Genomic DNA, 13,511 nt, shown 5'->3' on the forward strand with positions numbered 1-13,511 from the left:
CGCTCCGCCCGCCCCCGCCGCCGAGCCCGCAACTGCCCCTCGAACGCCTTAACGAGCCCTTTGACCTCAACTGTGTTCAATCTGCCTCGCCTCCGCTCGGCGGCTCGCGGGCGCTTCGCGCGCTGTGTTCAATTGCCTCGCCTCCGCTCGGCGGCGAGCGGGCGCTTTACGCGCTCTCTTCCCTCGTCGCTCCGGTCGCTCGTTCCTCGCTCCCTGCGCTCCTCAGTCCAGAGAGCGCGCGCCCGCTCGCGGGCGCCCAAGTCCACAAGGGGCTCGGAAGGGGTGTTCAGCCGCCTACCAGGCCGCGGTCGCGCCAGTTCTCGAAGATCTTCTTGATCTGGGTCTCGGCTTCGGCTACGGCTTCCTTGGCGGACGCCTGGCCGCGGGCGGCGCGGCCGAACATCGTCGGCAGGACGTGGGTGTTGAAGGTCTCGCCCACCGCCGGGTTGGACGGGCCCGGGTAGCCGATGTTGGCGCTCCAGGAGACGGAGTCCTTCAGGAAGGCGAGCTTGTTCGCGGGCTTGGCGCCCCACGGGTCGTTGTCGAGCCAGCCGTTCAGCTGCGGGACGAGCGACGGCCACGCAGGGAGGTCGTACATCTCGGAGTGGTACGTCACGGCCGGGAAGTTCGCCGTGTAGTGCAGCAGGAACTCCTTGGCCGCGTCCGGGTTGCCGGCGTAGGTCGGGACGATCCACTGCTGGATCACGTGCTGTGCCGCCAGCGCCGCCTTCGGGCCGCGCAGCGCGGGGACGAAGTGGATGTCGTCGCCGATCTCGCGGTTCGTGCCCATCGCGGTGCGCCAGGCGGAGATCGAGTTCAGGATGTAGGACGACTTGCCGGCGATGAGGGCCTGGTTGTTCGACGCGGGGTTCCACGAGAAGACCTCATCGGTCTCGGCCTCCTTGAACAGCCGCGTCATGTACTCGACGGCCGCGACCGTCGCGTCGGAGTTGATCGCGACCCGCTCGTTCTCGTCCTGGACGGAGCCGCCGAACGACCACAGCAGCGCCCGCGCCGCCATGTTCGAGTCGGTCTCGGGGGAGAGCCCGATCCCGCACGGCACGCCGGTCTGCCTCTTGATCTCGGCGGCGCCGCGCAGCAGGTCGTCCCAGCTCGCGGGGCCGTTCGGCATGCCGACCCGCTGCCACATCGAGCGGCGGTAGTCACCCGGGTCGGGCGTCCAACCGGGGCAGTAGGCGTAGAACTTCTCGGTGTTCGGGTTGTAGCTCGACTTGCGGCACAGCTCCTGCTGGCGTCCCCACCGCCGGTTCGCCTCCTGGACGACGTCGGACATGTCCAGGACGGCCGGCTCGTACTGTGAGAACGGCGCGATGTGCTGGATGAGGTCGTGGCCGCGCTTCGCCTGGATCTCCGACGCCGCGCGCCGGGGGACGTCCACGGTGTTCACGTGGTCGACGCGGACCTCGACGCCGGCCTTCCTGCCCCAGTCGGCGACGAACTTGTCGAACCAGGCGTCGTGCCGGGGCACGAAGTGGCTCCACATCAGGATGCTGAGGGAGCCGCTCAGTTTCGTCGCGGGGGAGGTGAACACCTCCTTCGGGGCGTCGCCGGAGCCCTTCGCCTGCGGTCCGCTGGACTCGCTCGCGCAGCCCGCGAGGAGCCCGTACGCGCCCGCCGCCAGGGCCGTGGACGCCAGGAATCCGCGTCTGCCGAGCCCGGCGGGGCCGGAGTGGGGGGTCGTCCCCCCACGAAGGGCACTGGGCTCGGGGGTTCGGGGGGAGTCGGGGGTGAGCCGGTCGGCCATGGGAGCCTCCCTCGCCGGTGAGGTACTCCCTCGAAAGTAGATCTACTTTCGAGGGACATCCAGCGACGATCCGGTAACCGTCCGTCACGCTGGTCTCACCGGTCCCGCAGGTCACCGGCGCCCCGCGGGCTACTTGCCGGTGGCCTCGGTGTAGGCGGCGATGACCTCTTCGGGGTCGCCGTCCATGTGCATCCGGCCCTCGTCGACCCAGATGACGCGGTCGCAGGTCTCCTTGACCACGTCGAGCTGGTGGGCGACGAGGAAGACCGCGCCGGCCTCCTTGCGCAGCTCCTCGATCCGCCGCTTGCTCTTGTTCTTGAACTTGGCGTCGCCGGTGGCGAGCGCCTCGTCGATGAGCAGCACGTCGTGGGTCTTGGCCGCGGCGATCGCGAACCGGAGCCGGGCGCCCATGCCGGACGAGTACGTCCGCATGGGGTACTGGATGAACCCCTCCTTGAGCCCGGCGAACTTCACGATCTCCTGGTACTTCGCCTTGGTCTCGGACGGGGTCATCCCCATCGCCAGGCAGCCGAGGACGATGTTGCGCTCGCCGGTGAGGTCCTTCATCAGGGCCGCGTTCACGCCCAGCAGGGACGGCTGGCCGTCGGTGTAGACGGCGCCGCTGTGCGGGGGCAGCAGGCCCGCGATCGCCTTCAGCAGCGTCGACTTGCCGGAGCCGTTGGTGCCGATGATCCCGATGGCCTCGCCCCGGTAGGCGATGAAGGACAGGCCCTTGATCGCGTGGACCTCGGTCATCGTGGGGCGGTGCTGCCGCCGGACGATCCGGGAGAACGCGCTGGCGGCGTTGCCCTTCCCGCCCGCGCCGAACACCCGGTAGACGATGTGGAGATCGTCCACCACGACGATCGGCTCCCGGTTCGGGTCGATGTCGACGGCGCCCCGCACCTTGGTGTCAGCCACGGCCGTATCGCTCCTCGGCACGGTAGAAGTACACGAAGCCCCCGATCAGCATCGCCAGGGACCAGCCGAGCGCGAGCAGCCACAGATGCGTCACGGATTCCACGTGCAGCTTGGTCTGGACGTATCCCCGGTACTCGCCCAGGAGGACGTACCGGCTCAGCTCCAGGAACACGTACGCGGGGTTCGCCTCCAGCAGCGTGCCGAGCCACGCGTGGTCCTTCAGCAGCTGGCTGCGCTCCATGATCTGCGGCAGGCTGAAGATGACACCGGACGCGTACAGCCACGTCCGCATGACGAAGGGCAGCAGCTGGGTGATGTCGCGGTTGAACGCGCCCAGCCGCGCCATGACCATGCTGATGCCGACGTTGAACATCAGCTGGAGCAGCAGGATCGGGATGAAGAGCAGCATGTAGAAGCTGAGCGGCTCGCCGAACGCCAGGATGATGGCGAACAGCACGACCAGCGAGGCCAGCAGCTGCTGCAACTCCACGACCGCGTACGCAAGCGGCAGCGTGGCCCGCGGGAAGTGCAGGGCCCGGATCAGCGACAGGTTGTCGCCGACCGACTTGGAGCCCGAGGTGACGGACCGCTGGGTGAAGCCGAACAGGAACACGCCGGTCACCAGGAACGGGATGAAGTCCGGCAGGTCGCGGCTCAGCCTCAGCAGCAGGCCGAAGATCAGGTAGTAGACGGCCGCGTTCAGCAGCGGCGTCAGTACCTGCCATACCTGGCCGAGGCGGGAATCGCTGTGCTTGGAGACGTTCTTCGCCGACGCGAACGCCCAGATGAAGTTCCGCCGAGCCCAGATGCTCTTGAGATACTTCGGCAGCGGGGGGCGCGCCGCGCTCTGCCTCAGCCCATGCCGTGCGGCGTAGTCGGCCAGGGTCTCGTTCACGTGAGAGGGCTCCGCGATCGTTCCGACCGACTCGCCACCCGAGGAACCGAGTCGTTCCGGGTGACTCATGCCGGGAAGCCTATTGCAGTCGATGCGTCCGACGTGACGTCTGCCCGCATAGTGACCCCCGATTTGAGATCTTTACGGCATCATGTCGCCGTCCCTGGGGATACCCGGGTCATGCGCGTCAACCACTCACGCCGGCCCACCGCGCAGCGCCGACCCCCCGTCTGGCGGCGCCCTCCGCCGCCGGAACCGCCCCGCTCCCGGTTCCACCGTTCCCGCACGTTGCGCAGGCTGGGGCGGCTCGACCGGTGGGCGTTCGACGGGGTCGCGGCGGCGTACCTGCCGGGGCTGGAGTACGTCCTGCCGAGGCTGTCGCGGTTCGCCGACAACGGGGTGCTGTGGTTCACGAGCGCCGGGATGATGGGGCTGGCCGGCGGCGCCCGGCTGCGGCGCGCGGCGCTGCGCGGCTCGATCGCGATCGCGGTGGCGAGCCCGGCGGTGAACCTGGTCGGCAAGCAGGCGTTCCGCCGCAGGCGGCCCGTGGTGGACCTGGTGCCGCCGATCCGCATCCGGTGGAAGCTGCCCACCTCGCACGCGTTCCCGTCCGGCCACTCGGCGTCGGCCGCGGCCTTCGCCGCCGGGGTCGCGATGGAGGCGCCGCGCCCGGTGGCGGCACCGGTCGTGGCGACGGCCGCGGCGGTGGCGTTCTCCCGCGTCTACACCGGCGCGCACTACCCGGGCGACGTCCTCGCGGGGGTGGGGATCGGCGTGCTCGCCGCGCTCGGGACGCGGACGGTCTGGCCCGCCCATCCGCCGGCTGCCAAGGTGACCCCGGCCGAGGACACGGTCACCGGACGGGACCTCGGCGAGCTCGTCACCGAGGACGGCCGCGGGGTGGTCGCGGTCGTCAACCGCGCCGCCGGCGGCGGCGACACGGCGGTCCGGGGCGCGGCCGCGATAGTGCCGAGCCGCGCGGACTACGCGCTGGAGGTCCTGCGGCGGGAGCTGCCCGCGGCGGAGGTCGTGACGTTCACGGCGGGCGACGACCTCGACAAGGTGTTCGGCGAGGCGGCCGGGCGGGCGTCGGTGCTCGCCGCCGTCGGCGGGGACGGGACGGTGAACACGGCCGCGCGGGCGGCGCTGCAGCACGACGTCCCGCTGCTGGTCGTCCCGGGCGGCACGTTCGACCACTTCGCCCGCGCCCTCGGCCTGGCGTCGGCCACGGAGGCGGTCTCCGCCTACCGGGGCGGCCGGCTCGGCCGCGTCGACGTCTCCTACATCGCCCCGGAGGCCGCGCGCCGGGGACGGGAGGAGGAGCACATCTTTCTGAACACCGCCGGTTTCGGCGCCTACACCGAGCTGCTCGAAATTCGGGAGCGGCTGGAGCGGCGCATCGGCAAGTGGCCCGCGCTCGCCGTCGCCGCCGTGCGGACGCTGCGGCACTCCGAGCCCGTGAACCTGGTCGTGGACGGCCGCGAGCGCCGCGTCTGGCTGGCGTTCGTCGGCAACTGCCGCTACGGCGCGCGGGGCGCCACCCCGAACTGGCGTGCGCGGCTCGACGACGGGTGGCTCGACGTCCGGACGGTGTCCACCGGCCGCCGCATCCCGCGCATCCGCGCGGTCGCCGCGGTGCTGGCCGGGCACCTGCACATCATCCCCGGGTACCGCGCGTGGAAGGCGACCGGGCTGGAGATGGCGTCGCCGGCCGGCGGGCTGGTGATCGCCCGCGACGGCGAGCTCACCTCGCTGCCCGGGAGGCTCCGGTTCGGCAAGCACGCCGGCGCCCTGACCGTCTTCTGCCCCGACGCCGCGCTCGGCTGACAGGTCCCCGGCTGACAGGTCCGCGACACGGGTCGGTTTACCGATCATCGTCCGGGTAGGTGACCGGACGTCCCACGACCCCGACCGCCCGGCCGGTCCCGCGCCACCGGCCGGGCGGTCGGCCGTCCGGGCCCGGACCCGGTGTTGTTCGCGGGTTCGTGTTGTTCCGGTAAAGGTCCGGCGTTGGCCGTGGGGCGGGCGGCAGGGTCCGTTGCAGGATCCGAAGGGGATTCTCGGGGGGTGTGTGTTCTGTGAGGCGGACCCGGCCTGGCCGGAACCGACGGTGCCGCGAGCGGGGCCGGCACGACGACCGCCGTCGCCGCGGCCGCGGGCAGCAGCCGAAGCTGGGCGAGTGCGTCCGGCGGTGGTGGCCGTTCGTGGCGGGCACGCTGGCGACGACCGGGCTGCTGCTCGGGGCGTACCTGGTGGGCCCGCGCGAGCCCGGCGCGGCGGCGACGCTGACCGTCCGCGGCAAGGCCCCGCCGGACCGGTCGTTACCGGGCCGGATCGTCCCGGACGCCGCGGCGGGGGCGGGCGCGGGCACCCGGGAGCGGCCGATGAGCAGCTACACCACCCGCTTCACGCCGGGGGAGCCCCGCGTCCGCAACATCGAGCTGGCCGCCGGGATGCTCGACGGCCACGTCGTCGAGGCCGGCGGGACGTTCTCGTTCAACGACGTCGTCGGGCCGCGCACCAAGAGCCGCGGGTACGTCCCGGCGCCGGTCATCACGGGGTCGCGGCTGGTCAAGGACGTGGGCGGCGGGATCTGCCAGGTGTCCTCGACGCTCTTCAACGCGGTGTTCAAGGCGGGCCTGGACATCCGGAAGTCGCGCGCGCACACCCTGTACCTGCCGGAGTACCCCGAGGGGCGCGAGGCCGCCGTGTCGTATCCGGAGCTGGACTTCACGTGGCGGAACGACACCGGGCACCCCGTCCGCATCGAGGTCGACAGCACGGTGGAGTCGCTGACGGTCAACCTGTACGGGCACCGCAGGTACGAGGTCCGGTCGAAGACGTCCGAGCGGTACGGGATCAAGCCGTTCGGCGAGGGCGTCGGGCGGGGACGGAAATGCGTGCCCATGGCCGGCCGCAAGGGCTTCGAGATCGACGTCTGGCGGACGCTCCTCGACGGCGGCCGGAAGGTCCGGCGCGAGAAGTTCCACACCGTGTACCGCCCGCAGCCCAGGGTGAAGTGCCTGTGACGGGGTGCGCGGCCGGTTCGGGCCGCGCACATGGCAGGCTGAAGACATGGCGGTACGAGAGGGAACGTACGAGCTGGGGCCGGACGACGGGCGGCTGCTGGTCCGGACCGGCCGCAGCGGGCTCGGCCGGCGCGCCGGCCACGACCTGACCATCGAGGCCACCCGCTGGACGGCGGCGGTCGAGGCCCGCGAGCCGCTGGACGCGTCGTCGGTCACGGTGACCGTCGCCGTGGACGCGCTGGAGGTCCGCGAGGGCACCGGCGGCGTGAAGCCCCTCACCGACGCCGACCGCGCCGAGATCGTAAAGAACCTCCGCAAGGTGCTGGACGTCCACCGCCACCCGGAGATCACGTTCACGTCCACCCGGATCACCGGGGACGGCGGGATCGAGGGCGACCTCACGATCATGGGGCGGTCCAAGCCCGTGCGGGTCGAGGCCGAGCTGGACGGCGACCGGGTGAAAGGCGGCGTCACCGTGCCGCAGACCCGCTGGGGCATCAAGCCGTACTCGGCGTTCTTCGGCGCCCTTCGGCTCGCCGACGACGTGGAGATCGGCTTCGACGTCCGGCTCCCCGCCTAGCGGCCCGCGCCAGGCATAGGGACCGGACGATGCCGACTCCGATGTCGGGCGGGCGGGCGCTCGCCAGATCGCTGGCCGCGCACGGCGTGGACCATGTCTTCGGGATTCCGGGCACGCACAACCTGGAGATCTACTCCTGGCTGGCGGCGTACGGGATCGCCCAGACCGCGCCGCGGCACGAGCAGGGCGCCGGATACGCCGCCGACGCCTACGCCCGCACCACCGGACGGCCGGGCGTGGTCGTCGCGACGACCGGTCCCGGGCTGCTCAACGCCGTGACGGCCGCCGCGCAGGCGTACTCCGACAGCGTGCCGGTGCTGCTGGTGTCGCCGGGCCTGCCGGTGCGGGACCCGGCGACCGTGACCGGCCGGCTGCACGAGACCAAGGACCAGTCGGGGGCGCTCGGCGCGATCGTCGCGTGGAGCCACCGGGTGACGTCGGTCGCCGAGGTGGAGGCGGCCGTGGCCCGCGCGTTCGCGTTCCTCACGGGGCCGGAGCGGAAGCGGCCCGTCCACATCGAGGTACCGGTCGACGTGCTCACCGAGCGCGCCGCCCTCGGCCCGGCCCCCGCGACGAGTCCGCCGGTGCCGGCGGGCGCGGCCCCGGCGGACCTCGTCGAGGCCGCCGCGCGGACGCTGGCGGCCGGGCCGGCGACGATCGTCGCCGGCGGCGGCTCACGGGGCGCCTCCGCCGAGCTCACCGAGCTCGCGGGCCTGCTGGGCGCGCCCGTCGTCACGACGGCCAACGGCAAGGGCGTCGTGTCCGAGTACCACCCGCTGTCGCTGGGGGTGGCGCTGCATCTGCCGGCGGTCCGGCACCGGCTGGAGACCTGCGGCGCCGTGGTGGCGGTCGGCACCGAACTCTCGGAGGCCGACTTCTGGACCGCTCCGCCCGAGCTGGACAACGTCGTCCGCATCGACCTCGATCCCGCCCAGCGCGGACGGCACGTCCTGGTCGGCGACGCCGCCCCGACGGTCCGCGCGCTGATCGACTGCCTGAAGTCGCTGGGGCGCACAGCCCCCGCGGAGGCGGCCGAGGTGCCGGGCCTCCGCCGCACCCGGGACGAGCAGGCCCGTGAGCAGGGGCGGCGCTGGCTGGAGTGGCTGGACGCCGTCCGCGCCGAGCTCGCCTCCGACGCCGTCATCACCAGCGACTCGGCGATGGCCTGCTACTACGGCGCCCTGCCCAACCTCCCGGTCGAGCCCGCGGGCCGGTACCTGCACCCCACCGGCTACGGCACGCTCGGCTACGCGCTGCCCGCCGCCGTCGGCGCCAAGATCGCGGCACCGGATCGCCAGGTGGTCGCGCTGTCCGGGGACGGCGGCATCCAGTTCACCCTGAGCGAGCTGGCGACCGCGGCGGGGCTCGGGCTGCCGCTGCCGGTCGTGGTGTTCGACAACGGCGGCTACGGGGAGATCCGCGCCGAGATGGCGGCGCGCGGCGACGCCCCCGTGGCCGTGGACCAGCACACCCCCGACCTCCCCGCGATCGCCCGCGCCTACGGCTGCGACGGCCTGGTGGCGTCGCGTCCTGCCGTGCTCGCGCTGGCGCTGCGGCACGCGCTGCGCCGGGCCCGGCCGACGGTCATCGTCGTCCCCGAAGGCCGCCCGTGACCGGTGCGCACGGCCGCACCAATGCCGCTCGGCAATGCCGCGCCGACGCATACTCAATTGTGCCGACAATGCATACGCAACGAGAACTAGTGAGCGCCATCTTTTGGTGTACCTCACAGCGCCTCACCTGCGAAAACTAAAGTGTTCGCGCAATTGCGCACCGTATTGCCGGATGCCTCGCACGGCTAATGCGAAAGCGGTTAGTGATCTCCCTTGACTTTCGCATCCGAAATGCAGAGGATCGCCCATATCAACGTGTGAAAGCGATAAATCAGCTGACTCGGCCGTGCTGGGCCGCGGCGGAGGAGAGGTCGCGATGGGGGCTCGTCTGGTCGGCTCCGGCGGTGGCGGGGCGATCGGCATGGAGTCCGCCGCGGGCGGCGCCGCACGGGTGCTCCGCGACGCCGGGATGCGCGCGGGCGACCGGGTCCTGCTGTGGGCCGACAACGACACGTCCTACGCGGCGGTCGTACTCGCCCTGATCCACCTCGACGTCTCGCTGGTCCTGCTCGACCACCGGCAGACCCCGGCGGACACCGCCGCGACGGCGCGCACGGCCGGGGTGTCGTGGGTCATCACCGACATGCCCGACACCATGGCCCACGAGCGGGTCGTCCCGCTGGAGTCGCTCGCCGGACATTCCCCCGAACCCGGTTTCTCGGTCGTTGCCGGGCCCTGGCGCGAACGTTCCGACGCCCTGATCACGTGGTCGTCCGGAACCACGGGTAATCCCAAGGGGATCGTCCGCACGGGGGAGGCGTTCCTGGGCAATCTCGAACGCACCCAGCGCCGTTTCGGCTACCGGCCCGACGACGTGCTGATGCCGCTGCTGCCCTTCTCGCACCAGTGGGGCCTGTCGCTGATCCTGCTCACCTGGCTGAGCGGCGCGACCCTCGTCGTCGCCCCGTACACCCGCATCGACCGGGCGCTGCGGCTCGCCGGGCGGACCGGCGTCACCACGGTCGACGCCGCCCCGGCGACCTACCACAGCCTGCTCAACGTCCTGGCGCGCCACCCGGGGCTGCGCGACGCGGTCGCCTCCGTGGAGCGGTGGTGCACCGGCGGCGCCCCGCTGCATACGGGCTTGGGGGAGCGGTTCGCGGAGACGATGGGCCGCCCGCTGCTCGACGGGTACGGCAGCACGGAGGCGGGCAACATCACGTTCGCGCTGCCGCCCCGCCCGGTGGCCTGCGGGCGCCCGCTCGACGGGGTCGAGGTGTGGATCGCCACGCCCGGCGGGGAGCGCGCCGCACCGGGCGCCACGGGCGAGATCTGGGTGCGGTCGCCCGACCTGTTCACCGGCCACCTGGACGCGGACGGCATCACGCCGGTCGACCACGGCGCCGGATACCGCACCGGTGACCTGGGCTTCCAGGACGCGGACGGCAACCTGCACGTGCTGGGGCGCAGGTTCGCCGTCCACCGGTCCGGGCACACGCTGTACCCCGAGGCCATCGAGCGGACGGCGGAGCGGTGCGGCCGCCCGGTCAAGATCGTCGCGCTGGACGACGACCGGCGCGGCGCCCAGCTGGTGTTCGTGGTGGCCGACCCGGACGGCGGCGCCCCGCACGTCTGGTGGGAGCGCCTCCGCGCGCTGCTGCCGGCCTACGAGCAGCCGAACCGCGTGCTGGTGGTCGACCGGCTGCCGCTGAACCGCACCGGCAAGGTCGACGCCGCCGAACTGCGGCGGGTGGTACTGAGCGAGTTCGGACCCGAACCGTCCCCGGCCGCCGCCGGCGCCCCGGTTCGCCGGACGTGAAGGGAGCGCAATGTCAACGCATTCCGAAGCACCGCGACCCGGGGCACCGGGATCGGACCGGACGGCGCCGCGCCGGCGCGTCGTGGTCACCGGCACCGGGGCGGTGTCGCCCATCGGCGTGACCGCCGACGAGTTCTGGGCGGGCCTGCTGGCGGGCCGCAGCGGCGCGCACCCCATCACCGGGTTCGACGCCGCGGAGCTGCCGGTGCGGATCGCCGCCGAGGTCCGCGACTTCGACCCGGACGTGTACCTGGAGCGCAAGCTGAGCCGCCGCCTCGACGGCTACGCCCAGTACGCCATCGCCGCGGCGTACCAGGCGACCGCGCAGGCCAAGCTGCCCGTCGGCGACGGCGCCGGCGACGGGACCGCGGTCTACGTGGGGTCCGCCTACGGCGCCGACAAGCTCATGACGATCGCGCTGAACACGATGCGCGAGCGCGGCTACCGGGCGATGAGCCCGTTCTACGCGGCCAACAGCGGGGTGGACAGCGCGGCGGGCGAGATCGCGATGCTGCTGGGCGCGACCGGCCCGTCCAACTCGATGAGCACCGCGTGCGCCACCGGGGCGACGTGCATCGGCGAGGCCACCCGGCTGATCCGGCACGGCTACGCCGACGTCGCCGTGGCCGGCGCGGCCGACGACTGCGTGACGCCGCTCAACATCTCCACGACCGCGCGGGCCGGGGCGCTGACCCGCCGCAACGACGACCCGGAGCGCGCGAGCCGCCCCTTCGACCGGGACCGCGACGGGTTCCTGATGGGCGCGGGCGCCGGGGTGGTGGTGCTGGAGTCCGCCGAGCACGCGCTGGCCCGGGACGCCGAGATCCTCGCCGAGCTGGCCGGGTACGGCTCCAGCACCGACGCCTACCACGTGACGGCCCCGCACCCGGAGGGGCGCGGCGCGCGCACGGCGATCCGGCAGGCCATGCAGGACGCCGGCCTGGCCCCGGCGGACGTCGACTACGTCAACGCGCACGGCACCGGCACGGTCATGAACGACCGGGTCGAGGCTGCGGCCATCCGCGCCGAGCTGGGCGAGCACGCCGAGCGCATCCCGATCTCGTCGATCAAGTCGATGACCGGGCACACCCTGGGCGCGGCGGGCGCGCTGGAGCTGATCGCCTCCATCCGCACGATCCGCGAGGGCGTGATCCCTCCCACGATCAACTGCGACGACCCCGAGGACGCGGGGCTCGACTTCGTCCCGCACGAGGCCCGCCGCCAGGAGGTGCGCACGGTGCTGAGCAACTCCTTCGGGTTCGGCGGCCGCAACGCCGTCCTGGCCGTGACCCGCTGGGAGGCGTGAGCGGATGAAAGGCGAACTCGTCACCCTGCGCCGCGTGACCGACGACGACCACGACCTGCTGGCCTCCTGGGCGAGCGGGCGGGCCGGCCTGTACGGCAGCGGGTCCGCGTCCTTCCCCAGCCGCGACGACATGCGCGGCAGCATCCAGGCCGGCGCCCGCTACCTGATGGTCACCGACCCGGACGGCACCCGGATCGGGGCGGTGACCTGGGAGTCCGGCGCGCACGCGCTCAGCTTCCGGATCGGCGTGATGATCGGCGAGGAGGACTTGTGGACGGAGGGGCACGGGGCCGAGGCCGTCCTGCTCCTGCTGAACCTCCTCTTCCACACCATGGGCGCGCACCGCGTGGAGATGATCGCCGGCCTCTACAACCGGCAGCCGGTGCGCATGGTCACGCACGGCTACATGGTGCTGGAAGGCATCATGCGCGACTACTTCTTCGTGGACGGCCGCTACTTCGACGCCGTGATCCTGTCGCTGCTCCGCCCGGACTACTACCGGCTGGTCGAGGATCTGGGGATCCCGCAGGACGTGATCCCGGCGGAGCAGAAGCGGGAGGCGCAGGAGACGCTGCGCAAGTACCTGGTGGACGTCTCCGGCGACTACTTCGTCCAGCTGATCGAGAACCGGCAACGCTAACCGGCCCGGCCGCGCCCCCCGCCCGGCGGCTCACCCGCCGGCCGGCCGCACGAAGGACAGACCAGGAGGCTCCCATGTCATCAGCCGCTCTCCGCGGCACCGTCAGCGCGCGCACCTCCGGCGGGAAACCGCCGGAGGTGCCGCGGTTCCACCCGCCCTACGACTGGGACGAGGTCGACGAGGTCACCCGCGACCTGGGCACGGCGGTGCTGACCGGCCTGGTCGGCGCGGAGCTGCGCGGCCGGTTCGACCGGGAGATCGACCGGTGGCTGGAACGGCATCCCGGCACCGCCCGCCCCGACAGCGGGTCGCGGCTCTACGACACGTTCATGGGCCGCCGCACGGCGCGGCTGCACGGGCTGGTCGCCAAGGCGCCCTCGGCGGCGGACGTGATCGCCCACCCCGGCATCCTCGGCTGGGCGCGGCGGCTGCTCGCCCCGGTCAGCGACGGCATCCTGCTCAGCGCGGCCGAGTTCATCCAGATCGGCCCGCGCGAGTCGCGCCAGTTCACCCACCGCGACACCGACGCCTGGTGGTTCGCGCCGCGCGGGCGGGACCCGCTGTGCGTCAACGCGATGATCGCGCTGACCCCGTTCGACGAGCGGAACGGCGCGACGCGGGTGGCGCCCGGCAGCAACCAGTGGGGGGACGGCCGCCGGCCCCTGGACAGCGAGATGGTGCAGCCCGCGCTGGAGCCCGGCGACGCCCTGCTGTTCCGCGCCGACGTGTTCCACGGCGGCGGCACGAACCGCACCGCCGGGGAGTTCCGGCGCAGCGTGCTGCTCAGCTATTGCGCGGGGTGGCTGCGGCCGCTGGAGAACTCCTACCTGAACGTGCCGCGCGAGGTCGCCGCGGGACTGTCCGACGACCTGGCCGAGCTGCTCGGCTACACGCTCTACGACTCGACCCCGCGCGGGGGCGGCATCATCGGGACGTACGAGTACGGCGATCCCCGCCGGGTCCTGCGCGACCAGCGGCCCGCCCGCGGCTGACGGCCGCCCCC

Annotated in this window: 11 protein-coding genes; 8 read left to right on the top strand and 3 right to left on the bottom strand. The window is 72.7% G+C overall.

Translation table 11 applies throughout. The features are described from left to right. Nucleotides 1–286: 286 nt before the first annotated feature. The 3 genes from E1200_RS05640 to E1200_RS05650 all read right to left on the bottom strand — a co-directional run bounded on the left by E1200_RS05640 (nt 287) and on the right by E1200_RS05650 (nt 3,581). A complete protein-coding gene (locus E1200_RS05640) occupies nt 287–1,765 on the bottom strand; it encodes an extracellular solute-binding protein (RefSeq protein WP_131950719.1) in 1,479 nt (492 codons plus the stop codon). Nucleotides 1,766–1,894: 129 nt separating this feature from the next. Continuing rightward, nucleotides 1,895–2,686: an ABC transporter ATP-binding protein gene (locus E1200_RS05645; RefSeq protein ID WP_243708359.1), complete on the bottom strand. Its 792-nt coding sequence runs from the start codon at nt 2,684–2,686 to the stop codon at nt 1,895–1,897. Further along, on the bottom strand, nt 2,679–3,581 hold the full coding sequence (locus tag E1200_RS05650; protein WP_243708360.1) for an ABC transporter permease: 903 nt from the start codon (nt 3,579–3,581) through the stop codon (nt 2,679–2,681). Before E1200_RS05650 ends, E1200_RS05645 begins: the two co-directional genes overlap by 8 nt. A gap of 288 nt (nt 3,582–3,869) precedes the next feature. On the opposite strand from E1200_RS05650, the gene E1200_RS05655 reads away from it, so the two are divergent. From E1200_RS05655 to E1200_RS05690, 8 genes are all read left to right on the top strand, one after another. Further along, nucleotides 3,870–5,408, top strand: a complete 1,539-nt coding sequence (locus tag E1200_RS05655) for a bifunctional phosphatase PAP2/diacylglycerol kinase family protein (RefSeq protein WP_279483968.1) — start codon at nt 3,870–3,872, stop codon at nt 5,406–5,408. 377 nt (nt 5,409–5,785) lie between these two features. Continuing rightward, nucleotides 5,786–6,610, top strand: a complete 825-nt coding sequence (locus E1200_RS05660; RefSeq protein WP_131950722.1) for a VanW family protein — start codon at nt 5,786–5,788, stop codon at nt 6,608–6,610. Nucleotides 6,611–6,656: 46 nt separating this feature from the next. Beyond that, the gene (locus E1200_RS05665; protein ID WP_131950723.1) at nt 6,657–7,190 is read left to right on the top strand and encodes a YceI family protein; all 534 of its coding nucleotides are present in this window, start codon (nt 6,657–6,659) and stop codon (nt 7,188–7,190) included. Nucleotides 7,191–7,219: 29 nt separating this feature from the next. Beyond that, complete coding sequence (locus E1200_RS05670) at nt 7,220–8,803, top strand: thiamine pyrophosphate-dependent enzyme (protein WP_131950724.1); 1,584 nt, start codon at nt 7,220–7,222, stop codon at nt 8,801–8,803. A 316-nt stretch (nt 8,804–9,119) separates the two neighbouring features. Then, on the top strand, nt 9,120–10,562 hold the full coding sequence (locus E1200_RS05675; RefSeq protein WP_131950725.1) for a long-chain fatty acid--CoA ligase: 1,443 nt from the start codon (nt 9,120–9,122) through the stop codon (nt 10,560–10,562). A gap of 10 nt (nt 10,563–10,572) precedes the next feature. Then, on the top strand, nt 10,573–11,868 hold the full coding sequence (gene fabF / locus E1200_RS05680) for a beta-ketoacyl-ACP synthase II (RefSeq protein WP_131950726.1): 1,296 nt from the start codon (nt 10,573–10,575) through the stop codon (nt 11,866–11,868). Nucleotides 11,869–11,872: 4 nt separating this feature from the next. Then, on the top strand, nt 11,873–12,508 hold the full coding sequence (locus E1200_RS05685) for a GNAT family protein (protein ID WP_131950727.1): 636 nt from the start codon (nt 11,873–11,875) through the stop codon (nt 12,506–12,508). 74 nt (nt 12,509–12,582) lie between these two features. Further along, entirely contained in the window at nt 12,583–13,500 is a 918-nt protein-coding gene (locus E1200_RS05690) for a phytanoyl-CoA dioxygenase family protein (RefSeq protein ID WP_131950728.1), read from the top strand. Nucleotides 13,501–13,511: the final 11 nt, after the last annotated feature.

The organism is Actinomadura sp. GC306 (assembly GCF_004348665.1).
Taxonomy (GTDB): domain Bacteria; phylum Actinomycetota; class Actinomycetes; order Streptosporangiales; family Streptosporangiaceae; genus Spirillospora.

Bases quoted from the DNA above. Each gene is read 5' to 3' on its own strand.
- E1200_RS05675 (WP_131950725.1), top strand. From the start codon at position 9,120: ATGGGGGCTCGTCTGGTCGGCTCCGGCGGTGGCGGGGCGATCGGCATG.
- E1200_RS05665 (WP_131950723.1), top strand. From the start codon at position 6,657: ATGGCGGTACGAGAGGGAACGTACGAGCTGGGGCCGGACGACGGGCGG.
- fabF (WP_131950726.1), top strand. From the start codon at position 10,573: ATGTCAACGCATTCCGAAGCACCGCGACCCGGGGCACCGGGATCGGAC.
- E1200_RS05640 (WP_131950719.1), bottom strand. From the start codon at position 1,765: ATGGCCGACCGGCTCACCCCCGACTCCCCCCGAACCCCCGAGCCCAGT.
- E1200_RS05670 (WP_131950724.1), top strand. From the start codon at position 7,220: ATGCCGACTCCGATGTCGGGCGGGCGGGCGCTCGCCAGATCGCTGGCC.
- E1200_RS05690 (WP_131950728.1), top strand. From the start codon at position 12,583: ATGTCATCAGCCGCTCTCCGCGGCACCGTCAGCGCGCGCACCTCCGGC.
- E1200_RS05685 (WP_131950727.1), top strand. From the start codon at position 11,873: ATGAAAGGCGAACTCGTCACCCTGCGCCGCGTGACCGACGACGACCAC.